Source organism: Curtobacterium sp. MCPF17_001 (genome assembly GCF_003234615.1).
Lineage (GTDB): Bacteria > Actinomycetota > Actinomycetes > Actinomycetales > Microbacteriaceae > Curtobacterium.
On sequence record NZ_QKSL01000013.1, the window covers coordinates 1 to 25437 of the forward strand.

The 25437-nt window shown below is 70.8% G+C and carries 26 protein-coding genes; 19 read left to right on the forward strand and 7 right to left on the reverse strand.

The window, feature by feature from the left end; all coding sequences use genetic code 11:
* Positions 1 to 76: 76 nt before the first annotated feature.
* Both DEJ24_RS12280 and DEJ24_RS12285 read right to left on the reverse strand, forming a co-directional pair.
* Positions 77 to 1129 carry a M4 family metallopeptidase gene (locus tag DEJ24_RS12280; protein ID WP_111078863.1) on the reverse strand — a complete coding sequence of 351 codons (1053 nt, stop codon included), beginning with the start codon at positions 1127 to 1129 and terminating at the stop codon, positions 77 to 79.
* 67 nt (positions 1130 to 1196) lie between these two features.
* Positions 1197 to 2219 (reverse strand): glycoside hydrolase family 6 protein, encoded by a 1023-nt coding sequence (locus DEJ24_RS12285; protein ID WP_111078864.1) that lies wholly within the window; start codon positions 2217 to 2219, stop codon positions 1197 to 1199.
* A 119-nt stretch (positions 2220 to 2338) separates the two neighbouring features.
* On the opposite strand from DEJ24_RS12285, the gene DEJ24_RS12290 reads away from it, so the two are divergent.
* The 3 genes from DEJ24_RS12290 to DEJ24_RS12300 all read left to right on the forward strand — a co-directional run bounded on the left by DEJ24_RS12290 (position 2339) and on the right by DEJ24_RS12300 (position 3994).
* Complete coding sequence (locus DEJ24_RS12290) at positions 2339 to 2791, forward strand: VanZ family protein (protein ID WP_110904778.1); 453 nt, start codon at positions 2339 to 2341, stop codon at positions 2789 to 2791.
* Between the two features lie 146 nt (positions 2792 to 2937).
* The gene (rpsO, locus tag DEJ24_RS12295) at positions 2938 to 3207 is read left to right on the forward strand and encodes a 30S ribosomal protein S15 (protein WP_110904777.1); all 270 of its coding nucleotides are present in this window, start codon (positions 2938 to 2940) and stop codon (positions 3205 to 3207) included.
* Between the two features lie 166 nt (positions 3208 to 3373).
* Positions 3374 to 3994, forward strand: a complete 621-nt coding sequence (locus DEJ24_RS12300) for a CE1759 family FMN reductase (RefSeq protein ID WP_111078865.1) — start codon at positions 3374 to 3376, stop codon at positions 3992 to 3994.
* Between the two features lie 16 nt (positions 3995 to 4010).
* On the opposite strand, the gene DEJ24_RS12305 is transcribed toward DEJ24_RS12300, so the two are convergent.
* Positions 4011 to 5225: a hypothetical protein gene (locus DEJ24_RS12305; protein ID WP_146245980.1), complete on the reverse strand. Its 1215-nt coding sequence runs from the start codon at positions 5223 to 5225 to the stop codon at positions 4011 to 4013.
* A gap of 281 nt (positions 5226 to 5506) precedes the next feature.
* On the opposite strand from DEJ24_RS12305, the gene DEJ24_RS12310 reads away from it, so the two are divergent.
* The gene (locus DEJ24_RS12310) at positions 5507 to 7795 is read left to right on the forward strand and encodes a polyribonucleotide nucleotidyltransferase (RefSeq protein WP_110904775.1); all 2289 of its coding nucleotides are present in this window, start codon (positions 5507 to 5509) and stop codon (positions 7793 to 7795) included.
* Between the two features lie 110 nt (positions 7796 to 7905).
* Here DEJ24_RS12310 and DEJ24_RS12315 read toward each other — a convergent pair whose 3' ends face one another.
* Together DEJ24_RS12315 and DEJ24_RS12320 are read right to left on the reverse strand one after the other, a co-directional pair.
* Entirely contained in the window at positions 7906 to 8433 is a 528-nt protein-coding gene (locus tag DEJ24_RS12315; RefSeq protein WP_111078867.1) for a YbhB/YbcL family Raf kinase inhibitor-like protein, read from the reverse strand.
* 57 nt (positions 8434 to 8490) lie between these two features.
* Positions 8491 to 9162 (reverse strand): TetR/AcrR family transcriptional regulator, encoded by a 672-nt coding sequence (locus DEJ24_RS12320; protein ID WP_110904773.1) that lies wholly within the window; start codon positions 9160 to 9162, stop codon positions 8491 to 8493.
* A gap of 248 nt (positions 9163 to 9410) precedes the next feature.
* On the opposite strand from DEJ24_RS12320, the gene DEJ24_RS12325 reads away from it, so the two are divergent.
* Both DEJ24_RS12325 and DEJ24_RS12330 read left to right on the forward strand, forming a co-directional pair.
* Complete coding sequence (locus DEJ24_RS12325) at positions 9411 to 10745, forward strand: pitrilysin family protein (RefSeq protein WP_111078934.1); 1335 nt, start codon at positions 9411 to 9413, stop codon at positions 10743 to 10745.
* Positions 10746 to 10753: 8 nt separating this feature from the next.
* Complete coding sequence (locus DEJ24_RS12330; protein WP_111045055.1) at positions 10754 to 11356, forward strand: histidine phosphatase family protein; 603 nt, start codon at positions 10754 to 10756, stop codon at positions 11354 to 11356.
* A 70-nt stretch (positions 11357 to 11426) separates the two neighbouring features.
* Here the strand turns inward: DEJ24_RS12330 and DEJ24_RS12335 are convergent, their stop codons facing one another.
* Positions 11427 to 11918, reverse strand: coding sequence for a GNAT family N-acetyltransferase (locus DEJ24_RS12335; RefSeq protein WP_111078868.1), 492 nt, complete (start codon positions 11916 to 11918; stop codon positions 11427 to 11429).
* Positions 11919 to 11940: 22 nt separating this feature from the next.
* On the opposite strand from DEJ24_RS12335, the gene DEJ24_RS12340 reads away from it, so the two are divergent.
* Both DEJ24_RS12340 and DEJ24_RS12345 read left to right on the forward strand, forming a co-directional pair.
* A complete protein-coding gene (locus tag DEJ24_RS12340; protein ID WP_111078869.1) occupies positions 11941 to 12687 on the forward strand; it encodes a 4-hydroxy-tetrahydrodipicolinate reductase in 747 nt (248 codons plus the stop codon).
* A 48-nt stretch (positions 12688 to 12735) separates the two neighbouring features.
* Complete coding sequence (locus DEJ24_RS12345; protein ID WP_111078935.1) at positions 12736 to 13143, forward strand: tetratricopeptide repeat protein; 408 nt, start codon at positions 12736 to 12738, stop codon at positions 13141 to 13143.
* A 10-nt stretch (positions 13144 to 13153) separates the two neighbouring features.
* Here the strand turns inward: DEJ24_RS12345 and DEJ24_RS12350 are convergent, their stop codons facing one another.
* Positions 13154 to 14056: a TIGR01777 family oxidoreductase gene (locus tag DEJ24_RS12350; protein ID WP_111078870.1), complete on the reverse strand. Its 903-nt coding sequence runs from the start codon at positions 14054 to 14056 to the stop codon at positions 13154 to 13156.
* 62 nt (positions 14057 to 14118) lie between these two features.
* On the opposite strand from DEJ24_RS12350, the gene DEJ24_RS12355 reads away from it, so the two are divergent.
* The 11 genes from DEJ24_RS12355 (at position 14119) to DEJ24_RS12405 (ending at position 25410) form a co-directional block, all read left to right on the forward strand.
* Positions 14119 to 14922: a thymidylate synthase gene (locus tag DEJ24_RS12355; RefSeq protein WP_111078871.1), complete on the forward strand. Its 804-nt coding sequence runs from the start codon at positions 14119 to 14121 to the stop codon at positions 14920 to 14922.
* Complete coding sequence (locus DEJ24_RS12360; protein WP_111078872.1) at positions 14922 to 15422, forward strand: dihydrofolate reductase; 501 nt, start codon at positions 14922 to 14924, stop codon at positions 15420 to 15422. The genes DEJ24_RS12355 and DEJ24_RS12360 overlap by 1 nt, the downstream gene beginning before the upstream one ends.
* A gap of 104 nt (positions 15423 to 15526) precedes the next feature.
* Complete coding sequence (gene dapA / locus DEJ24_RS12365) at positions 15527 to 16504, forward strand: 4-hydroxy-tetrahydrodipicolinate synthase (protein ID WP_111078873.1); 978 nt, start codon at positions 15527 to 15529, stop codon at positions 16502 to 16504.
* A 47-nt stretch (positions 16505 to 16551) separates the two neighbouring features.
* Positions 16552 to 18228, forward strand: a complete 1677-nt coding sequence (locus DEJ24_RS12370) for a ribonuclease J (RefSeq protein WP_111078874.1) — start codon at positions 16552 to 16554, stop codon at positions 18226 to 18228.
* A gap of 100 nt (positions 18229 to 18328) precedes the next feature.
* A complete protein-coding gene (locus DEJ24_RS12375) occupies positions 18329 to 21298 on the forward strand; it encodes a DNA translocase FtsK (RefSeq protein WP_111078875.1) in 2970 nt (989 codons plus the stop codon).
* A 4-nt stretch (positions 21299 to 21302) separates the two neighbouring features.
* On the forward strand, positions 21303 to 21935 hold the full coding sequence (pgsA, locus tag DEJ24_RS12380; protein ID WP_111078876.1) for a CDP-diacylglycerol--glycerol-3-phosphate 3-phosphatidyltransferase: 633 nt from the start codon (positions 21303 to 21305) through the stop codon (positions 21933 to 21935).
* Between the two features lie 38 nt (positions 21936 to 21973).
* Complete coding sequence (locus DEJ24_RS12385; protein ID WP_111078936.1) at positions 21974 to 22465, forward strand: CinA family protein; 492 nt, start codon at positions 21974 to 21976, stop codon at positions 22463 to 22465.
* Between the two features lie 154 nt (positions 22466 to 22619).
* Positions 22620 to 22928: a helix-turn-helix domain-containing protein gene (locus tag DEJ24_RS12390; RefSeq protein ID WP_110823882.1), complete on the forward strand. Its 309-nt coding sequence runs from the start codon at positions 22620 to 22622 to the stop codon at positions 22926 to 22928.
* Between the two features lie 66 nt (positions 22929 to 22994).
* Entirely contained in the window at positions 22995 to 23219 is a 225-nt protein-coding gene (locus DEJ24_RS12395) for a DUF3046 domain-containing protein (protein WP_111078877.1), read from the forward strand.
* A 266-nt stretch (positions 23220 to 23485) separates the two neighbouring features.
* Complete coding sequence (recA, locus tag DEJ24_RS12400; protein WP_110904761.1) at positions 23486 to 24538, forward strand: recombinase RecA; 1053 nt, start codon at positions 23486 to 23488, stop codon at positions 24536 to 24538.
* Positions 24535 to 25410 (forward strand): regulatory protein RecX, encoded by an 876-nt coding sequence (locus DEJ24_RS12405; RefSeq protein ID WP_111078878.1) that lies wholly within the window; start codon positions 24535 to 24537, stop codon positions 25408 to 25410. The genes recA and DEJ24_RS12405 overlap by 4 nt, the downstream gene beginning before the upstream one ends.
* Positions 25411 to 25437 lie beyond the last annotated feature (27 nt).

Sequence of the window (25437 nt, forward strand, 5' to 3'; positions counted from 1 at the left end):
GTGCACCTGAACTCCGGCATCCCGAACCACGCGTTCTTCCTCGCCGCACCCCCGCCGCAGCCCGTGCCGCCCCGCGTCAGGACAGGACGCCCACCGAGCGCCAGGCGTCGGTGACCGCGGCGTGTTCGTGCGAGTCCGCCCCGAAGCGGGTCACCGCCGCCCGCACCGTGACGGCCGCGAACCCGGCGAAGTCGATGGACGCCGACACCTCGGCCGACGTCAGGGCGTCCCACCACACCTGCCCGGCGCCGACCCAGGCCGGGCCGCCGATCGTGGTCGCGGCGAGGAAGAACGCGTGGTTCGGGATGCCGGAGTTCAGGTGCACGCCACCCTGGTCCTCGGTGGTCTCGACGTAGCCGGCCATGGTCGCCGGCTGCGGGTCCTCGCCGAGCACCGGGTCGTCGTAGGCGGTCCCCGGCGCCCGCATCGAGCGCAGCGCGACACCGTGCACGGCGTCGGTGAAGAGCCCCTCCCCGATCAACCAGGTCGCCTGCTCGGCGGTCTGCCCGGCCGCGTACTGGGCGACGAGGGAGCCGAAGACGTCGCTCATCGACTCGTTGAGCGCCCCGGACTGCCCCTGGTAGACCAGGTCGGCCGTGTACTGCGTGACACCGTGGGCGAGCTCGTGGCCGATCACGTCGACCGCGACGGTGAAGCGTCGGAAGACCTCGCCGTCCCCGTCCCCGAAGACCATCCGCTGCCCGTCCCAGTAGGCGTTGTCGTACTCCTGGCCGTAGTGCACGGTGGCCTCGAGGGGCAGCCCGGCACCGTCGATGGAGACCCGTCCGAAGACGTCGAGCCAGAACGCGTGCGTCGCACCGAGCCCCGCGTACGCCTCGTCGGTGGCGGCGTCCCCGGTGTCGCCGTCGCCCTCGCGTCGGACGACCGTGCCCGGCAGGGTGGTCGTGCCGGCGGCGGTGGAGATCGTCCGCTGCGGCGAGGCGTCGGGCGTGCCGGCGGTCCGGGGCGCGCGGAGGCCGGTGACCTGCTTCGGCTCCTGGACGCGGTCCATCGAGGCGAGCGCGGTCCGTGCCGCCGAGGCGGCGCGCGGGAAGCGGTCCGTCGGTGCGGCCGCGACGGCGCGCAGCAGGTACGGCGGGACGACGGAACGCAGGTGGCGGCTGGTCATGGCGACATGCAACCACCGGCGGCCGACAGCCGGACCGGTGACGGGCCTCCCGGCCGTCGTCCGCGCGTCAGCCGCGCTTGCGGTTCGCGACCAGGGCGAGCGCGTAGGACTCCCACCACTGCCCCGCGGCCGGTCCGCCGTTGCAGCTGCCGTCGCTCAGACCGGGTGTCTTCACCCAGAGCAGCGCGTCGAGCCGGGTCGTGCCGAGCGTGACGTGGGGGAGCTGCCCGAGGCCGGCGCCCTCGGGGTTGCACCAGTCGCCCCGCCAACCCCGGCCGTTCCGTGAGACGTCGATGACGAAGTGCGGGTCCCCGCCGATCGCGTCGGCGAGTTCGTCGGCGTAGGCGCGCTCCTGGTCGACCCGGTAGAAGTTCGACACGTTGGTCGAGAAGCCCTGCACACGGTCGACGCCCGCGCGCCGCAGCCAGTCGGCCATCGTCGCGACCGGCACCCGGTTCTCGTTGCCGCCGTCCAGGTACACCGTCAACCCGTGGCCGGTGAGCGCCGTCACCGCCTTGCGGAGGAGCGGCAGCCGGGTGTCCCGCAGCCGCTCGCAGACCGCGATCTGCGCGATCGAGTCCGGTTCGACCAGGACGACCGCGTGCGAGCCCGCGAGTACCCGGACGACGGCACGGACCCACGGCAGGTAGGCGTCCTCCGCGGTACCGCCCCGCGACCAGTGCCCGCAGTCGCGGTCGGGGATGGCGTACAGCACGAAGACCGGGGTCTTCCGCTGCTCACGCGCCGCCGCCAGGACGCTCCGCACGGTCGCGACCGTCTCGGGGACGGACGAGTTCGTCAGCCAGGTGGCGATCGGCTGGTCGGCGATCACGGCGAGACGGTCCGCGGTGGAGGCCCGACCCGCCTTCCGCGCGGCCGTCTCGTGCCAGCGTGCCTGGTTCGCGGTCGAGGGCTGGCGGGCGAGGCCGCCGGGCCACGCCTCGGCGACGCTCCGGCGGTGCGCGACCGGACGGTCTCCGGCATGCGGCAGCACCACGCTCACCGCCACGACGACGGCGACGACGAGCGCGCCGACGACCCCGATCCAGACCCACTGGCGCGTGGACGAGGTCCGTTGCGGTCTCGGCATCGGCCGTTCCTCCCTGTCGCGCGTCGCCCCGACCCGCATCCGCTGCTGCCGTCATGTTCCCATCCCATCGTCATGTGATGCCAGGGTGCTGCCCAGCAGTCGTGCCCCAGACTGACCGGATGTTGCGGAAACTCCTCCTCCTGGCCCTGACGGGCGGCTACGCCTGGGTGATCTGGCGGATGACGCTGACCCCGCACGTGTTCACCTCGGCCGAGAACTCCCTCGTCCTGCACGCTGTCGCCTGGGTGCAGCACCTGCCGCACGGTGCCTGGTTCACGTACGACCGCACCGAGTTCCTGGCGAACGTCGCGATGTTCGTGCCGGTCGGGCTCATCGCCGCGCTGTGGCTGCCCCGTCGCTGGTGGATCCTCGGCGCGCTGATCGCCGTCGGGCTGTCGGTCGGGATCGAGTTCGCGCAGGCCGAGTACCTGCCGTACCGCGTGGCCGATCCCCGCGACGTGCTGTCGAACGGCATGGGCGGCCTGCTCGGGGCGACGCTCGTCGGGTTCGTGCGGAGTCTGCTCCCGGAGCGACGTCGGCGCCGCAGGCCCCTGCGGGCGCGGACCGTCTGAGCGGCCGGGTCCCGTCGACGCGTCCCTGCTCTGGTATGCTCGTGCGGTTGCCGTCGAACGGCCGCGGATCAAGAGCGCTCACGCATCAGGTGTGGGCACCGCGCAACGGACAGAGCTCTCACGCAGAGCAGGAAAGGGGATCCTCCATGGCACTTGACGCCAAGATCAAGCAGGAGATCATCGAAGAGTACGCGACCCACCCGGGCGACACCGGATCCCCCGAGGTCCAGGTCGCCGTTCTGACGCGTCGTATCAACGACCTGAACGAGCACCTCAAGGAGCACAAGCACGACCACCACTCGCGTCGTGGCCTGCTCCTCATGGTCGGTCAGCGCCGCCGTCTCCTCGGGTACCTCTCCGACGTCGACATCGCCCGCTACCGCACGCTCATCGAGCGTCTCGGCCTGCGCCGCTAGTCGTACCAGGAGCGCTGCCGTCGTGCAGCCCTGCTGATCGGAAGCCCCGTTCCTCTCCGTGAGGGACGGGGCTTCTGTCGTTCCGCGTGCGACCACGGGAATGCACGTCGGCCTCCCCGGGTTCCTGCTATGGTTCATGCAAACGCATCGAAAGTCGGGAATCCCCATGACCACCATCGCCGTCGTCTCCGCCGGTCTCTCCGAGCCCAGCTCGACCCGCCTGCTCGCCGACCGCCTCGGCGCCGCGACCGTCGACGCGCTGTCGACCACCGGCGACCCGGTCGAGTTGCGGAACGTCGACCTCCGACCGCTCGCGCACGAGATCACCGACGCCATGCTCACGCGCTTCGCCGCCCCGGCCCTGACCACCGCGATGGCGACGGTCGTCGAGGCGGATGCGGTCGTCTTCGTCACCCCGGTCTTCACCGCCGGCATGAGCGGCCTGGCGAAGTCCTTCCTCGACGTCCTCGACAAGGACGCCCTCGCCGACATGCCGGTGCTGCTCGGGGCCACCGGCGGCACCGCACGGCACTCGCTCGCCCTCGAACACGGCATCCGCCCGGTCTTCGCCTACCTCCGCGCCGCGGTCGTCCCCACCGGGGTCTTCGCGGCGACGGACGACTGGGGGAGCGACGACGCGGGCACGCTCGACGCGCGCATCCGCCGGGCCGGAACCGACCTGGCGTGGATGATGCGGGCCTCCCGTCGGCAGCCGCAGCAGGCGGACGCCCTGCCCGAGGTCGTGGACTTCGCGTCGCTGCTCGGCGGGATGCAGCGCCAGCAGTAGCTGCTCTGCGTCGGGGTCAGTACCAGTGCGGGTCGACGCTCATCTCGTGACCCCAGGCACCGCACGGCGTGCCGTAGCTGCTCTTGATGTACGCGAGGCCCCAGTTGACCTGCGTCTGCGCGTTCGTCCGCCAGTCCGCACCGGCGGCGGCGAGCTTCGACGCGGGGAGTGCCTGCGGGATCCCGTAGGCACCACTCGACGAGTTCAGGGCGTTCGCGCGCCAACCGGACTCCTGCGTCCACAGTGACACCAGGCAGCCGAACTGGTCGTCGCCCCAGCCGTAGCTGCCGAGCACGCTCCGCGCGTAGGCCTGCGCGCCGGCCGGGTCGACCGTGACCCCCTCGGTGCTCGGGTAGGCGTTGCCGGCCGATGCCGAGCCCCCGGTCGAGGTGGGTGCCGCCGCGGCTGCCGCTGCTGCCCGGGCGGCGGCCCTCGCTGCCGCGGCCTGTGCTGCCGCCTGTGCGGCGACCGCCTGTCCGACCTCGTAGCGACGCTGCGTCTCGGCCGTCGAGTCCCGGAGTGTCGCGAGCTGCGCGTAGAGCTCGTCACTGTGCGACTCGGTCGACGCGACCGCCGCGTCCGCGCGCTGCTGCGCCGCCTTCGCCGTCGCGGCCTTCGCCTCGGCGTCCGCGGCGAGCGAGGCGCGCTCGTCCTCGGCCCGGGCGGCCTGGTCGTGCAGCGAGGATGCCGTCTTCGCCGAGACGGCGGCGTCGTCCAGCACGCCGGCCCAGGTCGTGGACAGCTGGTCGAGCGCGCCCAGCTGGTAGAGGAGAGCGTCCGGGTTCCCCGCCGTCGCGATCCGGGTGGTCATCTGGTCGGTCGAGCCGTCGCGGTACAGGTCCGCGGCCAGCCGTCCCGCCCGTGTCTGCGCGCGCTCGGCGGTCGCTGCAGCCTGGTGGGCATGGGCCTGGAGGCTCGTGGCCGTCCGGGTGGCCTCGGCCAGGTCCGCCTCGGCCTGCGTCGCCTCCGCGGACCGGTCGAGGGCGACCTGCGACTTCGCGGCCGCCTCTGCCTGCACCGACTCCAGGGCTGCCCGGACCTTCGTGACCTCGGCCTGCTTGGCCTGCTCGTTCCCCTCCGCGCGCTGCACGTCCTGCCACGTCGGGTAGTCGGTGGCGGACGCCGGTGCGGAAGTGACCACCGGGACGACCAGGGCCCCCACGAGCACGGTCACGGCGAGGAGGACGTGCCGCCCGTGTGGCCGACGGACGAGGGCAGGGTTCCGACGCATCCCCGCAGGCTAGGTGAGGACACGCCCGTTCGCCTGGAGCACCGCCGCTCGTCCATCCCGGAATGCTAAGGTCGGCTGGTCTGGGGACCGTTCCCCGAGACGAATCACGACATCGCACGCAGACCGGCACGAAGCTGGTCATCGGTGGTGGCGTCCGGGCCGGTCCTCGTCCCGTGTGCTTCTACTGCTGGCCAGACATGCGTTCCGCGTCGTGGAGCGCACGTGCACGAGTGTGCCCGAGGCCTGGTCTGCTGCACCACACACGCAAGGAGGCATCCTCTATGGAGGGTCCCGAGATCAAGTTCGCGGAAGCGACCATCGACAACGGTCGCTTCGGCACCAGGACGGTCCGGTTCGAGACCGGTCGTCTCGCGCAGCAGGCACAGGGTGCCGTCGCCGCGTACCTCGACGAAGAGACCATGCTGCTCTCGGCCACCAGCGCCGGCAAGCACCCGCGTGAGGGCTTCGACTTCTTCCCGCTGACGGTCGACGTCGAAGAGCGCTCGTACGCAGCCGGCAAGATCCCCGGCTCGTTCTTCCGCCGGGAAGGCCGCCCCAGCACCGAGGCGATCCTCGTCTGCCGCCTCATCGACCGGCCGCTGCGTCCGTCGTTCGTCGACGGCCTCCGCAACGAGGTCCAGATCGTCATCACCGTCCTGAGCATCGCGCCGGACGAGTTCTACGACGCGCTGGCCATCAACGCCGCGTCCGCGTCGACGCAGATCTCCGGTCTGCCGTTCTCCGGCCCGATCGCCGGTGTGCGTCTCGCGCTGATCCCGGGCGCGAACGGCACCGACCAGTGGGTCGCGTTCCCGAAGGCCTCGCAGCTGGCCGAGGCCGTCTTCGACCTCACCGTCGCGGGCCGCGTCGTCACCGACGAAGCCGGCAACGAAGACGTCGCGATCATGATGGTCGAGGCCGAGGCCACCGAGCACAGCTGGGACCTCATCCAGGGCGGCGCCACCAAGCCCGACGAGTCCGTCGTCGCGCAGGGCCTCGAAGCGGCCAAGCCGTTCCTCAAGGCGCTCGTCGAGGCGCAGGCGAAGCTCGCCGCTCAGTCGGCCAAGGAGATCCAGGACTACCCGGTCTTCCCGCCGTACGCCGACGAGGTCTACGCGGCCGTCGAGTCCCTCGCGCTCTCCGAGCTCGGTGACGTCTACAAGATCGCCGGCAAGACCGAGCGGCAGGACGCCGACGACGCGCTCAAGTCGCGTGTCAAGGCCGCCATCGCCGAGCAGGTCTCCGCGGGCACGCTGCCCGAGGTCGCGAACAGCCAGGTCAGCGCCGCGTACAAGTCGGTCACGAAGAAGGTCGTCCGCGGCCGCATCCTGACCGAGCAGGTCCGCATGGACGGTCGTGGGCTCGCCGACATCCGTCCGCTCGACGCCGAGGTCGCCGTGATCCCGCGCGTCCACGGTTCCGCGGTGTTCCAGCGCGGCGAGACGCAGATCCTCGGCGTCACCACGCTGAACATGCTCAAGATGGAGCAGCAGATCGACTCGCTGTCGCCCATCACGAAGAAGCGCTACCTGCACCACTACAACTTCCCGCCGTACTCGACCGGTGAGACCGGCCGTGTCGGTTCGCCGAAGCGTCGCGAGATCGGGCACGGCTTCCTCGCCGAGCGCGCCCTCGTGCCGGTGCTGCCGTCGCGCGAGGAGTTCCCCTACGCGATCCGTCAGGTCTCCGAGGCGCTCAGCTCCAACGGTTCCACCTCGATGGGATCCGTCTGCGCCTCGACCCTGTCGCTGCTCAACGCCGGTGTGCCCCTCAAGGCCCCCGTCGCGGGCATCGCGATGGGCCTGGTCTCCGACACCGTCGACGGTCAGACCCGCTACGCGGCGCTGACCGACATCCTCGGTGCCGAGGACGCACTCGGTGACATGGACTTCAAGGTCGCCGGTACCTCCGAGTTCGTCACCGCCATCCAGCTCGACACCAAGCTCGACGGCATCCCGTCGTCGGTGCTCGATGCCGCGCTGAAGCAGGCCAAGGAGGCCCGTTCGGCCATCCTCGGTGTGCTGAACGAGGCCATCGACGGCCCGGACGAGATGGCCGACACCGCCCCGCGCGTGATCTCGGTCAACATCCCGGTCGATAAGATCGGCGAGCTGATCGGCCCGAAGGGCAAGACGATCAACGGCATCCAGGACACCACGGGCGCCGACATCTCGATCGAGGACGACGGCACGGTGTACATCGGTGCCGTCGACGGTCCGTCCGCCGAGGCCGCGCGTGCGCAGGTCAACGCGATCGCGAACCCGACGAACCCGGAGATCGGGGACCAGTTCCTCGGCACGGTCGTCAAGATCGCGACGTTCGGTGCCTTCGTGTCGCTGATGCCCGGCCGTGACGGTCTGCTGCACGTCTCCGAGGTCCGCAAGCTCGCCGGTGGCAAGCGCGTCGAGAACGTCGAGGACGTCCTGGGCGTCGGCCAGAAGATCCTGGTCGAGGTCACCAAGGTGGACGACCGCGGCAAGCTCTCGCTCGCCCCGGTCGTGGCTGACGAGGTCGACACCGAGGGTCGCGACGACCACGGCACCCACACCGAGGTCCCCGCCGAAGGCTGATCCCTGATCAGCTCCAGCGCCACAACGGCCGCCGTCCTGCTGGACGGCGGCCGTTGTCGTGTGGTGGGGCGGGCCTCCCGGCAGTGCCGGCCGGACCGGACCCGCTCGGGTCAGGACGCCGGGGTCTCCTGGATGCCCACGAGCTGCGCGCGGCCGAGCAGGTGTTCGCGGAACATGAAGCCGACGACGGCGGGGGTCGCCTCGGCGGGCACCTCGAGCGTCGGGACGTCGAGCGCGCTCAGCGTGAAGAAGTAGCGGTGCGGGCCGTGGCCGGCGGGCGGAGCGGCACCGAGGAAGGTGTCCGTACCGAACTCGTTCCGGCGACGCGTGGCACCCTCGGGCAGCAGTGCGTCATCGGTGCCGGCGCCCTGCGGAAGCGAGGTGACCGAGGTGGGGATGTCCGACAGGGTCCAGTGCCAGAAGCCGGAGCCGGTCGGTGCGTCCGGGTCGTACACGGTGAGGACGAAGCTCCGGGTGCCCTCCGGTGCGCCGGACCATGCCAGCTCGGGGGAGCGGTCGGCACCGCCGGCGTCGCCGCCACGGGCCTCCTGCGGCAGGGCGCCGCCGTCGGTGAACTCGGGGCTGGTCAGTTCGAAGGTGGGGACGTCCGGCAGGTTCCAGTTGGGGTCGTTGGTCATGCTCGCAAGCCAACACCCGCTGGCCCGACGGAACCGGGGAACGTCCGGTCGGACTGCTCAGGCGGCGAGCACGCGTTCGGCCACCCGACCGAGGGCGGCCGTCGCGGCGATCGCGTCGCCGGCGTAGGCACCGCTCATCGCGCCGTCGCGCGCGAGCATGAGTTCGTCGGCGCCGTCGCCGGGAAGCGGGTGACCGGCATCCTGCAACAGGTCACCCAGTCGCTCCGTGTACCAGTCGCGATGCATGGCGACGACCTGCCGGACCGGGTCGCGGGGGTCGTGGTACTCCGCAGCGGCGTTGAGGAACGCGCAGCCACGGAACTCGGCCTGGTTGACCTCGGTCGCGAGGGCGTCGACCCAGGCGCGGACGGCCGACTCCGGCGCGTCCGCACCGGCGACGATGCGGTCCATCACGGCCTGCTCGCGGGCGTGCTGCTCGTGCATGTAGGCGAGGATCAGGTTGTCCTTCGAGCCGTAGTGCTTGTAGAACGTCGCCTTCGTGACGCTCGCCTCGGAGATGAGCCGGTCGACGCCGACGCCGCGGATGCCCTCTTCGTAGAACAGTCGGAGGGCCGTCTCGAGGATGCGGACCTTCGCGCCGCCGGAACGGGGAGCCGGGGGGACGCTCGACCCGTCCGGCGACGGAAGGTTCTGTGTGCTCAGGGCCGGTCCTTGCAGACGCTGACCCAGGAGACGCTGGACGGTCGGTTGGGGGGAATCGACCGTCACAGCGTGGCTCTCCTTGGATCATCGGCTCCGCGGCGGAGTGGGGGGACTCGTTGCCGCGCAGGACTGATGTCCCGAGCCACCGGATCGAGATCTAGGGGGGCTCTCGATCCGGTGACACCACAGTAGCACAAGGAGGACAGACAGACGAGTCGGTCTGTCCACATTTTTTGTCCCCCATCGGGTGCGCCGTGCCCCACCGAGCCGTCAAACTGGGCGACGGGTGTCCGCTCTTCAGTAGAGTCATGACGATGAACCGCCCAGTGCCGCTGCCGCTCGAGGCCCCGGAAACGTCCTTCGTGACGTCCGGTGGAGCCCTCGTCCGGCGCACCGTTCTCGCCTCGGGCGTCCGTGTGCTCACCGAATCCGTCCCGTCCGTCCACTCCACGAGCATCGGGTACTGGGTCGGTGTCGGCTCCCGGGACGAACGGGCCGGCCAGTTCGGTTCGACGCACTTCCTCGAACACCTGCTCTTCAAGGGCACGACCGAGCGCAGCGCGCTGGACATCGCCGTCGCGTTCGACTCCGTCGGTGGCGAGCACAACGCCGCGACCGCCAAGGAGTACACCTGCTACTACGCACGGGTGCGGGACACGGACGTCCCGATGGCCGTGGGGGTCATCGGCGACATGGTGTCGAACTCCACCCTCGAGTCCTCGGCGTTCGACATCGAGCGTGGGGTCATCCTCGAAGAACTCGCGATGGCCGCGGACGACCCGGCCGACGTCGCGGGCGAGGCCTTCTTCGCCGCCACCTTCGACGGGCATGCCCTGGGACGCCCGATCGGTGGCACCCCGGAGAGCATCCGTGAGGTCCAGCGTGACGAGGTGATGGCGCACTACGCCGAGCACTACGAGCCGAACGGCATCGTCGTCACCGCAGCTGGTGCCGTCGACCACGACCACTTCTGCGCCCTGGTCGAGGCCGTCTTCTCCGACGCGACCGCGGCCGGCCCGCTCGCCCGACGCGAAGCGCAGCCCGCCGCCGACCCGGTGGAGTCCTCGCTCCGGGTCGTGCACCGCCCGACCGAGCAGGTCAGCATGCTCCGTGGCTCGCAGGGGCTCGACCTGCGGGACGACCGTCGGCCGGTGCTGAGCGTGCTCAACGCCGTGCTCGGTGGCGGCATGAGCTCCCGGCTGTTCCAAGAGGTGCGCGAGCGCCGCGGTCTGGCGTACGCGGTGTCGTCCTTCGCTCCGGCGTACCTCGACAACGGCGCCTTCGGCGTCTACGCGGGCTGCGCGCCCGACAACGTCGCCGGTGTCATCGACATCATCGACGGCGAGTTCCGCCGGATGGCCGACGACGGCATCACGGACGAGGAGCTCCGCCGTGCCAAGGGCCAGATCGAGGGCGCGCTGACGCTCTCGCTCGAGGACTCCGACGCCCGGATGACCCGCCTCGGCCGGGCGGAGCTCGGCACGGGGGAGTTCACCGACCTCGCCACCGCCCTCGAGCGTGTGGACCGCGTGACCGCCGCGGACGTCCTCGACCTCTCCCGCGACCTCCTCACCCGACCGACCGTGACGGCCGTGGTCGGGGACGTCCAGCGCGAGCGCCTGGCAGCGGCGCTCGGGATCGACGGTTGACCTCCACGATGTCGCACTACCTCTACCTCGTCCGGCACGGCGAACACCAGGACGCCGAGCACGGTCTGCGCGACGGCAAGCTCTCGGAACGCGGCAAGCGGCAGGCCATGCTCATCGCCGACCGACTGGGCGGTGTGCCCTTCGACGGCGTCTGGCACTCCCCGCTCGACGCCCCGAGCGAGACCGCGTCCTTCCTGCAGCAGCGCCTCCCCGCGATCCAGCCCGAGCCGTCCACGCTGCTGTTCGACTGCATCCCCTCCGGCCCGACGCCCGACATGCCGCACGCCTACAAGGGCTGGTACGGCGGCGTCACGGAAGAGGAGATCGCCGCCGGGCAGGCACAGATGGAGGACGCCGTCGCCGAGTGGTTCACGCCCGCGATGGAGGACCGGCACGACCTCCTCATCACCCACAACGCCGTCATCGGCTGGTTCGTGCGCGAGGTCTTCCAGGCCCCCGAATGGCGCTGGATGGGCACGAACGTCGCCCACAGCTCGCTGACGATCATCCGGATCCGGTCGGCGAAGCCCGCCGAGCTCGTCACGCTCAACGACCTGGCGCACCTTCCCGTCGAACTCCGCACCGGCCTGCCGGTGCCGCAGCCGCTCTAGACGGAGCCCGTCCGTCGTCGCGACCCGCGCGGCGGACCGGCACCGTGCCTCCCGGGAGGCCCGTGGTGCGTCAGCGGACCGGCTTGCGGTACCAGGCGGTCGCGTTGGGGTTGTCGTTGAAGGCCGGCACGCGGTCGTAGCCACGGCTGCGGTACATCGCACCGGCGGCGACGAGCGCGTCGTTCGTGTCGAGGACGATGCTCGTCGCGCCGAAGGCCGCCGCGGCCTGCTCCAGGACGTCCATCACGGCGGTCGCGACACCGTGCCCACGGCCCTCGGGCAGGACGAAGACGTGCTTGACCTCGAACCGGACCTCGTCGCCGTCGTCCGCGATGCGGCGGAGCCCGCCACAGCCGACTGCCGTGTCACCGTCGTACGCGACCACGAAGGTGCCGTTCGGGGGTGTGAGCTCGACGGTCGGCGTACGCTTCCGGGTGTACGAGCCCTGCGCGCTCGGGAAGGTCGCGGCACGCTCGTCGAGGTACCGGTCGAGCAGGACGTCGACCTCCGGGGCGTCGGCGGGGACGGTGCGGACGGTGACCTGGCTGCGATCCTCGGGCATGCCCCGATCCTAGGATGGGGGCATGGTCACTCCCGTCGCCGTCGTCGGCGCCCCCGGTCGGCTCGGCGCCCTCGTGGCCGCCGTCGTCGAGGAACTGCCCGACTTCGAACTCGTCGCCCGACTGTCGTCGCGGGACCGCGCGCACGAGGCCGACGGCTCGGTGTTCGCCGGGGCGCGGATCGTCGTCGACGTCACCGTCCCCGCGCTCAGCCCGGCGATCGTCGAGAACGCCCTGGGCACCGGCGCGAACGTCCTGGTCGGCACCTCCGGCTGGTCGGGGGAGCGGCTCGGGAAGCTCCGCGCTTCGCTGGCGGAGCGGCCCGATCAGGGCGTCTTCGTCGTCCCGAACTTCTCGGTCGGCTCCGTGGTCGGCACCCACCTGGCCACGATCGCGGCGCCGTGGTTCCCCTCGGTCGAGATCGTCGAGAGCCACCACGCCGGCAAGATCGACTCCCCGTCCGGCACCGCGGTGCGCACCGCCGAGCTCATCGCCGACGCCCGTCGTGACGTCGGCCCGGTGGATGCCCCGCACGTCGACCAGCGCGCTCGCGGACAGCAGGTCGCGAGCGTCCCGATCCACTCGCTGCGGCTCCCCGGCGTGAAGGCCGTGCAGGACGTCGTGCTGAGCGGCCCCGGCGAGACCCTGACCATCCGCCACGACACCGGCGACGACACCGCCTACCTGCCCGGCATCCGAGCGGCGCTGCAGGCGGTCGGGTCGATGCGCGGGCTGACGGTCGGGCTCGGCTCCGTCCTCGGCATCGGGTAGGGGGCGGCCGTGCGAGGCCTCCGGTCACCGCTCTGGGGCGTGCTGCTGATGACCGTCCTGCTCGTCGTGTACATCGTGCTCGTCGGGCAGCGTGCGGTCGCGTTCCTGTCGACGGGGATCCCGGTCGGGATCGGCATCGGCGTCGCCCTCGTCGTGATCGCCCTGGTCGGTGCGCTGCTCCTCGTGCTGGAACTCCGCTTCGGGCTGGGCATCACCCGGCTCGGGGCCCGGCTCGAGCGTGAGGGTGGTGCTCCGGACGACGTCGTCGACGTGCGGCCCTCGGGACGGCCCACCCGGTCGGCTGCGGACGCGGTGTTCCCGCGCTACCGCGCCGCGGTCGAGGCGGCACCGGACGACTGGCGCGCCTGGTACCGCCTCGGCGTGGTCTACGACGCGGCCGGCGACCGGAAGCGGGCCCGGGCCGCGATGCGGACGGCGCTCACGCACGCACGCTGACGGTCGTCGCTCAGAACGCGGCGTCGACCGCGTCCTCGGCCCGGGTGTAGCGGAACGCGTAGCCGGACTCGAGCAGCTTCGTCGGTTCCATCCGCTGATTCGACAGGAGCATCTCGTCGGCCGCGTCCTTCAGGACCGCCCGGAGCGCGAACGCCGGCACGCGGAACAGGTAGGGGCGGTGCAGGTCCTCGGCGACGCGCCTGGTGATCCGTTCGGCCACGGCGGGCTCGGGACCGGCGAGGTTCACCGGGCCGGAGACGTCGTCGGCGGTGGCGAGGTGCACGATCGCGCCGACCTCGTCCTCGAGCGCGATCCACGGCCAGTACTGCCCGCCGGTGCCGAGCCGACTGCCGACGCCGACCTTCGTCAGGGGGACCAGCGGCGCGAGGGCGCCACCGCCCTGGCCGACGACGATGCCGGTGCGGAGCAGGACGATGCGGACGCCCTCCGGTGCCCGCTCGGCCGCGGCCTCCCAGGCACGACACACGTCGGCGAGGAACCCGGTGCCGACCGCCGCGTCGTCACCGAGCACGTCGACGGGACGGTCGCCGTACACGCCGGACGCGGAGCCGGACAGGAAGACCTTCGGCGGGGTGTCCGCGGCATGCATCGCCTCGACGAGTGTCGTCGTCGAGTCGATCCGGGAGGCCCGGATCGCACGACGGTACGAGGCCGTCCAGGGGAGCTTGCCGAGACTCGCGCCGGCGAGGTTGACGACGACGTCGGCACCGTCCAGGACCGCCGGGTCGAGCGGCCGTTCGCCGGGCGACCAGCGGAACTCGGTCGGGGTGCGCGGTTCCCTCCGGACCAGCGTCGAGACGTGGTGGCCGGCGTCACGGAAGGCACGGACCAGGGGCGTCCCGATGAAGCCGGATGCGCCGGCGACCAGGATCGAGAGCGGCTGTTGCGTCATGCCGCCACGGTACCCAGTCAGCTGACCGCGGGCCCGGCGCGGTGTCGCTTAGGCTCGACGTCGTGACCGAGAACCCCACGCCGTACGAAGACCTGCTGCGCCGAGTGCTCGAGGAGGGTTCGCCCAAGGGCGACCGGACCGGCACCGGGACCCGCAGTCTGTTCGGCGCCCAGCTGCGCTACGACCTGTCACAGGGCTTCCCGCTCATCACGACGAAGCGCGTGCACATGAAGTCGATCGCGTACGAGCTGCTCTGGTTCCTCCGCGGCGACTCGAACGTGGGGTGGCTGCAGGAGCACGGCGTGCGGATCTGGAACGAGTGGGCGGGCGAGGACGGCGACCTCGGACCGGTCTACGGCGTGCAGTGGCGTTCCTGGCCGACCCCGTCGGGGGAGCACGTCGACCAGATCGCCCAGGTGATCGAGCAGATCCGGACGAACCCGGACTCCCGCCGGCTCATCGTGTCCGCCTGGAACGTGGCGGACATCCCGAGCATGGCGCTCGCCCCCTGCCACGCCTTCTTCCAGTTCTACGTGAACGACGGCAAACTGTCGTGCCAGCTGTACCAGCGGAGCGCGGACATGTTCCTCGGCGTCCCGTTCAACATCGCCTCGTACGCGCTGCTCACCCACATGGTCGCGGCGCAGACCGGGCTCGAGGTCGGCGACTTCATCTGGACCGGCGGCGACTGCCACGTCTACGACAACCACGTCGAGCAGGTGCAGGAGCAGCTGTTGCGCACGGCGTTCCCGCTGCCGACGCTCGAGCTCGCCCCGCGCGACTCGATCGACGACTACGAGTACGAGGACATCACCGTCGTCGGCTACGAGCACCACCCGGCGATCTCGGGCAAGGTCGCGGTCTGATGGATTCCCACGGCACCGGTGTCGGCATGGTGTGGGCCCGCACGGCATCGGGAGTGATCGGTGCGGACGGGAGCATCCCCTGGCACGTGCCCGAGGACCTCGCGCACTTCCGGCAGGTCACGGGTGACGGCGTCGTGGTGATGGGCCGTCGCACGTGGGACTCGCTGCCCGAACGGTTCCGGCCGCTGCCGGGCCGGCGGAACGTGGTGCTGACCCGTGACGACACCTGGTCCGCGGCCGGTGCCGAGGTCGTCCACGACCTCGCGACCGCACTCGACACCGACGAGCCCGTCTGGGTGATCGGTGGCGGTGCGGTCTACGCCGACGCCGTGGCCTTCGCCGACCGCGTCTCCGAGACCGTCGTCGACGTCGAGGTCGACGGGGACACGGTCGCGCCGACCCTCGGCGACGACTGGACCCTCGTCGACGAGGGACCGTGGCAGGAGTCCCGCGTCGACGGCACCCGCTACCGCTTCCTCGAGTGGCGGCGCGGCGCCTGAACCCACGCTCCCGCGCCGCCCGCCGGAGGTGATCCGAGCCTCCCGGCCGCCCACCGTCCGGGCGGACGGCGGTGCCCGCGCGCATCCCCGGTACGCTGGACCCCGTGTCCACGCGTGAGAATCCCTTCGGCCAGGTCCTCGTCGCGCTCGTGACCCCGTTCACCGCCGACGGCGAAGTGGACTGGCCGGGCGTCGAGCAGCACATCGACGACTGCATCACCGCGGGCGCCGACGGCATCGTCGTCACCGGCACCACCGGCGAGACGTCCACCCTCACCGACCCGGAGAAGCTCCGCCTGGTCGAGGTCGGCAAGTCCGTCGCCGCGGGCCGCGCGAAGATCATCACCGGCGGTGGCTCGAACGAGACCGCCCACGCGATCCACCTGTACAAGCAGAGCGAGCGTGCCGGCGCCGACGGCGTCATGATCGTCACGCCGTACTACAACAAGCCGACCCAGGCCGGTGTCCTGACGCACTTCCGGATGATCGCCGACGCGACCGACCTGCCGGTCATCCTGTACGACATCCCGGGCCGCACCGGCATCCCGATCACGTACGACACGATCCTCCGCGCGTCGAAGCACCCGAACATCCTCGCGGTGAAGGACGCCAAGGGCGACTTCGCCGAGGTGTCCCGGGTCCTCAACAACACCGACCTCATGTACTTCTCCGGCGACGACACGAACGTGCTCCCGCACCTGTCGATCGGCGCCACCGGACTCATCGGCGTCACCGCGAACATCACGAGCACGCCCTACCGCACCATCGTCGACGCCGTGAACCGCGGCGACCTGGCGACCGCGACGGCCGAGCACAAGCGCCTCGAGCCGCTCGTCCGCGCGATCATGACCCACGTGCCCGGCACCGTGGCGGCGAAGTACGTGCTGCACGGACTCGGCCGCATCGGCAGCCCGCGCGTGCGGCTGCCCCTCGTCGGCCCCGAGGACTCCGAGGCGTACGCCATCGAGACCTCCCTCGAAGCGGTCCACGACGTCCCGGGCGCCGACTTCTCCAACTTCCGCCCCGACCGCAACGCAGCGGCCGGCGGCGCGCTACCGAAGGTGCCAGGCACCACCCGTTGACGAACCGCGGCGTGCTCACGGCCCGCCGCCCGAATCCGTAGGACCGAATGCCCACACAGATCTCGACTCCCCAGCCGCTCGAACCCGGAACCCTCCGAGTCATCCCCGTCGGGGGACTCGGCGAGATCGGTCGCAACATGACCGTCTACGAGTTCGAGGGCAAGATCCTCATCGTCGACGCCGGCGTGCTCTTCCCCGAGGAGCACCAGCCCGGAGTCGACCTGATCCTGCCGGACTTCGCACCGATCCGAGACCGCCTCGACGACGTCCTCGGTGTCGTGCTCACGCACGGTCACGAGGACCACATCGGCGCCGTCCCGTACCTGCTGAAGCTCCGCGGCGACATCCCGCTGATCGGTTCCACGCTGACCCTCGCGCTCGTCGAGGCGAAGCTCAAGGAACACCGGATCAAGCCGTACACGCTGAACGTGGCCGAGGACCAGACCGAGCAGATCGGTCCGTTCCACCTCGAGTTCGTCGCGGTGAACCACTCGATCCCGGACGCCCTCGCCGTCGCCATCACCACGCCGGCCGGCCGCGTGCTGCACACGGGTGACTTCAAGATGGACCAGCTGCCGCTGGACGACCGGATCACCGACCTCCGTGCCTTCGCCCGTCTGGGTGAGCTCGGCGTGGACCTGTTCCTGCCGGACTCGACGAACGCCGACGTGCCGGGCTTCACCGCCCCCGAGCGCGACATCGGCCCGGTGCTCGAGAACATCATCACGCGCGCCCGCAAGAAGGTCGTCGTGGCGAGTTTCTCGTCGCACGTGCACCGCGTCCAGCAGGTGCTCGACGCCGCCGCTGCCGCGAACCGCAAGGTCGCGTTCATGGGCCGGTCGATGATCCGCAACATGACGATCGCCGCCGAGCTCGGGTACCTCCGGGTGCCGGAGAACGTGCTCATCGACACCAAGAAGGCGAAGAACGTCCCCGACGACCAGATCGTCTACATGTCGACCGGGTCCCAGGGCGAGCCGATGGCGGTCCTGGCGCGGATGGCGAACCTCGAGCACCAGATCGAGATCGGCGAGGGCGACACCGTCATCCTCGCCTCGTCGCTCATCCCGGGCAACGAGAACGCCGTCTACCGGGTCATCGACGGGCTGACGAAGCTCGGCGCCAAGGTCGTGCACAAGGGCAACGCCAAGGTGCACGTCTCCGGCCACGCCTCCGCGGGTGAGCTGCTCTACTGCTACAACATCCTGCGTCCGCGCAACGTGATGCCCGTGCACGGCGAGCACCGCCACCTGTTCGCGAACGCCGACCTGGCGATCCAGACGGGTGTCCCGCCGCGCAACGTGATCCTGGGCGAGGACGGTACGGTCGTCGACCTCAAGGACGGCCAGGTCACGGTCGCCGGCCAGCTCGACATCGCGTACGTCTACGTCGACGGCTCCACGGTCGGCGAGATCACGGACGCCGACCTCAAGGACCGCCGCGTCCTGGCCGAGGAAGGCTTCATCACCGTCTTCTGCGCGGTCGACTTCACGACGGGCCAGTGCGTGATCGGCCCGGAGATCCAGTCGCGCGGGTTCGCCGAGGACGACTCCGTCTTCGACGAGGTCCGCCCCCAGATCGCGAAGGCCCTGGCCGAGGCCGCCGCCAACGGCACCCGGGACACCCACGCGTTCAGCCAGGTCGTGCGCCGCACCGTCGGCCGCTGGGTGAACACGAAGCACCGACGTCGTCCGATGATCGTGCCGGTGGTCATCGAGGCGTAGGCGCCGTCGCTGGCGTCCTGGAGGCCCGCCGTCACGTCCGCCACGGACGCTGCGGCGGGCCTTGCGTCCATCGTCGTCCGCTGGCGTTAGGGTCGACCCCATGGCCGGAGGCACCAAGTCGACCACGCGCACGCGCGCGTCGTCATCGTCGACCCGTGGAGGCGGGCCGCGCGGGACGTCGCGCACCCAGGCCACGACGAAGAAACTGCCGCAGGCGGCACCGACGCCGGTGTTCCGCGAGCAGAACCCGCTCGTGACCGCGTGGCTGGGCATGGCGCACGGCGTCGGTGCCGGCTTCCGGTTGCTCGGCAAAGAGTCGCTCGAGAAGGACCAGCGCCGCGACGGCTTCCCGTTCCTGCTGTTCGTCCTGGCGATCGCCGGTGCCGTGGTGGAGTGGCTCAACCCGACCAACGCGGTCTCCATCGCACTGGACGCGTACACGTTCGGCGGGCTGTTCGGCCGACTGGCGTTCGCACTCCCGGTGATCATGGTCGTCTTCGCCGGCTGGCTCTTCCGACACCCGGCGTCCGTGCACGACAACACCCGGATCGGCATCGGCCTCGGGCTGCTGCTCGTCTCGATCGCATCCCTCTGCCACGTCTTCGGTGGCCGACCGAGCGCGGTGGACGGCATGCCCGCCCTCGCTGCCGCCGGTGGCGTGCTCGGCTGGGTCGTCATCGGGTGGCTCGTCGCGGTCGCCACGGCCTGGGTTGCCGTGCCCGTCGCGATCGTGCTGCTCGCACTGTCCCTCTTCATCATCACCAAGACGCCGCCGAACAAGCTCGGTCGCCGTCTGCACGAGCTCTACGCGTACCTGTTCGGCGCGCCCGGCCCCGCAGCCGAGACCGCCGAGGACGACGTCGACGCGGCTGCCGTCGCGACGAAGGCGAACCGGAAGCGCGGCGCGAAGGGGCAGTCGCAGGACTTCCCGCTGTTCGAGGACCTCGGGTTCGACGAGGACGGCGCCCCCGTCGAGCCGGGTGCCGACGAGCACCTGCCCTGGTGGCGGCGCAACAAGTCCGGGCGTGAAGAGGACCCGGCGTACGACAGCCCGGTCATCCCGCCGGCCGGTGCCCCCGCGGCCGGGTCCCGCTCCCGTGCCGCCGGTGCCTCCGCCCTGCGCGACCTGACCCCGGCCGAGCCCGAGTCGGTCAACCTCAACGACTCGATCGAGCAGGACGTCGCCGACGACCTCGACCGGGCCGAGCAGGCACTCCGCGACTTCGGCTCACCAGCGCCCGCCGCGCCGACCGAGGCGTTCCGTCCGGACCGTGACGTCGCGGCGGCCGTGGCCACGGGCCTCCCGTCCGGCGGTGCAGCCGTGGCCGCACCCGCCGTCGTGCCGGTGTCCGTGCCCGTGGTGTCCGGCGAGTCCGACCTCGGCGAGGTCGGTGTCGAGGACGAGCCCGAGGGACCGTCGCCCGTCGCCGGTGCCGAGGACCCGGCGCAGCCGTACCGCCTGCCGGCCGCGACCACGCTGAGCGCCGGCACGCCGTCGGTCGCCCGCAGCCAGGCGAACGACGAGATCGTGGCGGCCATCACGGGTGTCCTCACCGAGTTCAAGGTCGATGCGAAGGTCACCGGGTTCTCGCGCGGACCGACGGTCACGCGCTACGAGATCGAGCTCGGCCCGGGCGTGAAGGTCGAGCGCGTCACCGCGCTGTCGAAGAACCTGTCGTACGCGGTGGCCTCGAACGAGGTCCGCATCCTCTCGCCGATCCCCGGCAAGAGCGCGATCGGTGTCGAGATCCCGAACAGCGACCGCGAGATCGTGTCCCTCGGCGACGTGCTGCGCTCGAGTGCCGCCACCAAGTCGAAGCACCCGATGACCATCGGCGTCGGCAAGGACGTCGAGGGCGGCTTCGTCGTCGCGAACCTGGCGAAGATGCCGCACCTGTTGGTCGCGGGCTCCACCGGATCGGGCAAGTCGGTGTTCATCAACTCGATGATCACCTCGCTGCTCATGCGCGCGAAGCCGTCCGAGGTGCGGATGGTCCTCGTCGACCCGAAGCGTGTCGAGCTGTCCATCTACGCCGGCGTCCCGCACCTGATCACCCCGATCATCACGAACCCGAAGAAGGCGGCCGAAGCGCTGCAGTGGGTCGTGAAGGAGATGGACATGCGGTACGACGACCTGGCGTCCTTCGGGTTCCGCCACGTCGACGACTTCAACAAGGCCGTCCAGAACGAGGAGATCGTGCTGCCGGCCGGCAGCGAGCGGAAGCTCAAGCCGTACCCGTACCTGCTCGTCGTCGTCGACGAGCTCGCGGACCTCATGCTCGTCGCCCCGCGCGACGTCGAGGAGTCCATCGTCCGCATCACCCAGCTCGCCCGTGCCGCCGGCATCCACCTGGTGCTCGCCACGCAGCGCCCGTCGGTCGACGTCATCACCGGGCTCATCAAGGCGAACGTGCCCTCCCGGATCGCGTTCGCCGTGACCAGCGTCACCGACTCCCGCGTCATCCTCGACCAGCCGGGGGCCGACAAGCTCATCGGGCAGGGCGACGGGCTCTTCCTGCCGATGGGGTCGTCGAAGGCCGTCCGCGTGCAGGGCGCCTGGGTGCAGGAGGGCGAGGTCGCCGAGGTCGTCCAGCACGTCACCCGGCAGGCTCAGCCCGAGTACCGCCAGGACGTCGCTGCCGTGGTCGAGCGCAAGGAGATCGACGCTGACATCGGCGACGACCTCGAACTGCTGCTCGCGGCGGTCGAGCAGGTCGTCTCGACGCAGTTCGGCTCGACGTCGATGCTGCAGCGCAAGCTCCGCGTCGGCTTCGCGAAGGCCGGGCGCCTCATGGACCTGATGGAGTCCCGCGACATCGTCGGACCGTCCGAGGGGTCGAAGGCGCGCGACGTCCTCGTCACCGGGGACCAGCTGCCCTCGGTGCTCGCGAAGCTCCGGGGCGAAGAACCCCCCGCTGCGCCGGCCGGCGCTCTGTCCGCCCCCGCTGGCGCGGCTGTCGAGTCGGACGACCGGTACGGCAACGACCCGGTCGGCGGCATGACGCGCGGGTACGATGAAGAGGAAGGCGACACCGACGAGGACGCCTGGGGCCTGACGGGCAGGGAGTGAGACCATGACCGCCTCCGACGGCACGACGAACCGGTTCCCGTGGCGTGGCCGGATCCTGCGCAAGGGTCCGGGCCCCGCGTCCACCGCGAACGTCGCCAACATCATCACCGTGGTGCGCATCCTCATGGCGCCCCTGTTCTTCGTCCTGCTCCTCGCCGACGCCGGCTCCGACGGACCGGTCCGCATCTGGGCCGCCGTGCTCTTCGTCGTGGCGATCGTCACGGACAGCGCCGACGGCATCATCGCCCGCCGGCAGAACCTGGTCACCGACTTCGGCAAGCTCGTCGACCCGATCGCCGACAAGGTCCTGATCGGCGGCGCGCTCGTCGCCCTGTCGATCCTCGGCGAGCTGCCCTGGTACGTGACCGTGCTGATCATGGTCCGGGAGATCGGGATCACCGTCTTCCGCTTCGCGGTGCTGTCCGACCGGGTGATCCCGGCCAGCCGCGGCGGGAAGATCAAGACCGTGCTGCAGGCCGTCGCGATCACGCTCGCGCTGTTCCCGTGGTGGGACCTCGTCGGCGACCTCGCGCACTGGGTGAACGGCATCCTCATGACCGCGGCGTTCGTCGCGACGGTCGCCAGCGGGGCGGACTACCTCGTGCAGGCCTGGAAGCACAACCGGACCGCAGCGTGAGCCTCCCGGTCGACGGAGGTCCCGCAGACGGCACCGACGTGGCTGACGGCGCTCGGGCGCTCGTCGCGGAGCTCACCGCCCGTGGCGAGACGGTCGCGGTGGCGGAGTCGCTGACCGGCGGGCTCGTGGTCGCGGAACTCGTCGGCGTCCCGGGGGCCAGTGCCGTCGTGCGCGGGGGAGTCGTGGCCTACGCGACCCCGGTGAAGGCCACGGTGCTCGGCGTCGACGCCGACCTGCTCGCCGAGCGCGGTGCGGTCGACGCGGAGGTCGCGCGCCAGATGGCCGCCGGTGTCCGGATCGCGCTGGCGGTCGACGGTGTCCCCGCCACCTGGGGGATCAGCACGACGGGTGTCGCCGGCCCGGACCCTCAGGACGGCAAGCCGGTCGGTACCGTGTTCATCGGCATCGCGGGCGCTTCCGGTGCGGAAGCGGTCGAACTGCACCTGGACGGGGAGCGCGGGGCAATCCGACGGGCCGTCGTCTCCGAACTCCTGGCACGACTGCGATCCAGAGTCCGGGGCGTGGAATAGGTGGCGTGACCGTCAGGTTACATCTCACGCAATCTCCAGCAGGACGGCAGCCGTACTGGCTACCATGCTGCAACCGGCAACGTCACGGTTGCTGGACCCGAGCTCGGTCATCCCGACCGAGCGGGCGCGGAGATGACAGGAAGGAGGAGTTCTCATGGTTCTCGTTCGTCAGGAAATCGGCGATGTGCTGCGGGACTTCCGCTTGCAGAAGGGCCGGACCCTCCGTCAGGTCGCGTCCAAGGCCAGCGTTGCCCTCGGGTACCTCAGCGAGGTCGAGCGTGGTCAGAAAGAGGCCAGCTCGGAGATCCTCGCTTCGGTTGCGGATGCTCTCGACACTCCCATCTCGACGATCATGCGCGAAGTGGGCGACCGCCTCGCGGTGGTCGAAGGACTCACCCGGGTCCCGGACACGCTTCCCGATGAACTCGTCGCCGAGTTCGACAACGACCTCGCGGTGCGCTGACGCCCACCGCACGAACGCCCTCGCCGGTCCGCCGGCGGGGGCGTTCGCCGTTGTTAAGGTGGTCCGATGCGCGTGAGTGAGTTCTGGCGAGCCGTCGACCAGGTGTTCGGGGATGCGTACGGGGCGGTCGTCGCGCGGGACGTCGTGCTCGAGCAACTCGGGGGGCGCTCGGCGGCTGACGCGCTCGATGCCGGGATCGACGCCCGGACGGTCTGGGAGGCGCTGTGCGACTCGCAGGACGTCCCCGAGGAGCGTCGGCACGGGCGAGGACTGCAGGAGCCGCGGGGCTGACGGACTCCAGCGCGCGGTACGAACGTGTGTTCGGCGTGTCGCTCGAACACGTGTTCGGTCGGTGCTACGTTCCTGCACAGCGACGTTGACCGGATGCTCCATCCACAACCCATGCTCGCCCCGGCAGTGATGTCGGTGGGCGGCCGTAGGTTCATGGACATCGGAACACGTCCGAAGCCTTGTCGCAGAACGAGTGGCCTTGCACCATCGGCCGGTCCGGACGCGACAGCCTACAGGCGGCCGTCACCAGCACGAAGGAGCATCCCATGCCATCAGCAGTAGACCGCGAGAAGGCCCTCGAGACCGCACTCGCCCAGATCGACCGTCAGTTCGGCAAGGGTGCCGTGATGCGCCTCGGGACCGACGAGCGCGCTCCCGTCGCCGTCATCCCCACCGGCTCCGTCGCGCTGGACGTCGCGCTCGGCATCGGTGGACTTCCCCGTGGCCGCATCATCGAGATCTACGGTCCGGAGTCCTCCGGCAAGACGACGCTGACGATCCACGCCATCGCCAACGCCCAGCGGAACGGCGGCATCGCGGCGTTCATCGACGCCGAGCACGCGCTCGACCCGGAGTACGCCAAGAAGCTCGGCGTGGACATCGACGCGCTCCTGGTGTCGCAGCCCGACACGGCTGAGCAGGCCCTCGAGATCGCGGACATGCTCGTCCGTTCGGGCTCCATCGACCTCATCGTCATCGACTCCGTCGCAGCCCTCGTGCCGCGCGCCGAGATCGAGGGTGAGATGGGTGACTCGCACGTCGGTCTGCAGGCGCGCCTCATGTCGCAGGCCCTGCGCAAGCTGGCCGGTGGTCTGAACCAGACGCAGACCACGATGATCTTCATCAACCAGCTGCGCGAGAAGATCGGCGTGTTCTTCGGTTCGCCGGAGACCACGTCCGGCGGTAAGGCGCTGAAGTTCTACGCCTCCGTCCGCCTCGACATCCGCCGCATCGAGACGCTGAAGACCGGTACCGAAGCAGTCGGCAACCGCACCCGCGTCAAGGTCGTCAAGAACAAGATGGCGCCGCCCTTCAAGCAGGCCGAGTTCGACATCCTGTACGGCGTCGGCATCTCCCGCGAAGGCTCGCTGCTCGATTTCGGTGTCGACCACAACATCGTCAAGAAGTCCGGCGCCTGGTACACGTACGACGGTGACCAGCTCGGGCAGGGCAAGGAGAACTCGCGTGCCTTCCTGATCCAGAACCCCGAGATCGCGGCCGAGATCGAGGGCAAGATCCTCGCCAAGCTCGGTGTCGGTGGGGCCAAGGAAGCGGCACCGGTCGAGTCGATCGCGCCGAAGGTCGCGAAGGGCGCGTGACGGCCGGACAGGACGACGCGGACCTCGCACCCGTCACCGACCTGTTCGGTGCGCGGTCCCGTCGGGGCTCGTCCGCTGCGGCGCCGCGGACGGCTCCTCCACAGTCGGACGCCCCTGAGGACGCCCCCGAGCCCGACAGCAGCGCCGCCCGCGACCGTCCCGACGCAGACACCCCGGTGCCGCTGCCGATCCGTGGTGCGCAGTCCGAGTGGCTGTCGCCCGTGGTGGGCGACGGCTCCGGACGCACGACCCGTGCCGAGCAGAGCGGGTACGACGGGGAGGAAGCCGATGCCCCCACCGCGTCGGTCTTCTCGATCACCGGCGGGGTGATCGATCCCGCCGACGCACCGCGGCCGCTCGACGAGCAGCGTGCTGACGCCGAGCGCATCAGCATGCGAGCGCTGAGCCGTCGTGGCGTCAGCACGTCCGAACTCCGGACGATGCTCGTCAAGCAGGACGAGTTCGACCCGGACGTCATCGAGTACGAGATCGAGCGGCTGACGCGGGTCGGGCTGCTCGACGACATCGCGTTGGCCACCGACCTGGTCGACCGGATGCACTCGCGGAAGGGGCTCGGGCGGCAGGCGATCGTCGCCGACCTCCGCCGTCGGGGGATCGACCAGGCCGCCATCGACGCCGCCCTCGAAGCGGCCGCCGACGACGAGGACGACGAGTTCGTCCGGGCCCTCGAGTTGGCTGCGAAGCGTGCCGGACAGATGCGCGGCCTCGACCGTGCGACCGCCGAACGCCGGCTGTCCGGGTTCCTGATGCGCAAGGGCTACAACGGTGGTGTCGTCCGCGTCGCCGTCGAGCGTGCCCTGGACGGACCGCGACGTCCGACGACCGGGGGCGGGACCGTCCGCTTCGAGTGACGGACGAGTGTCGTCTGCCGCGTGATG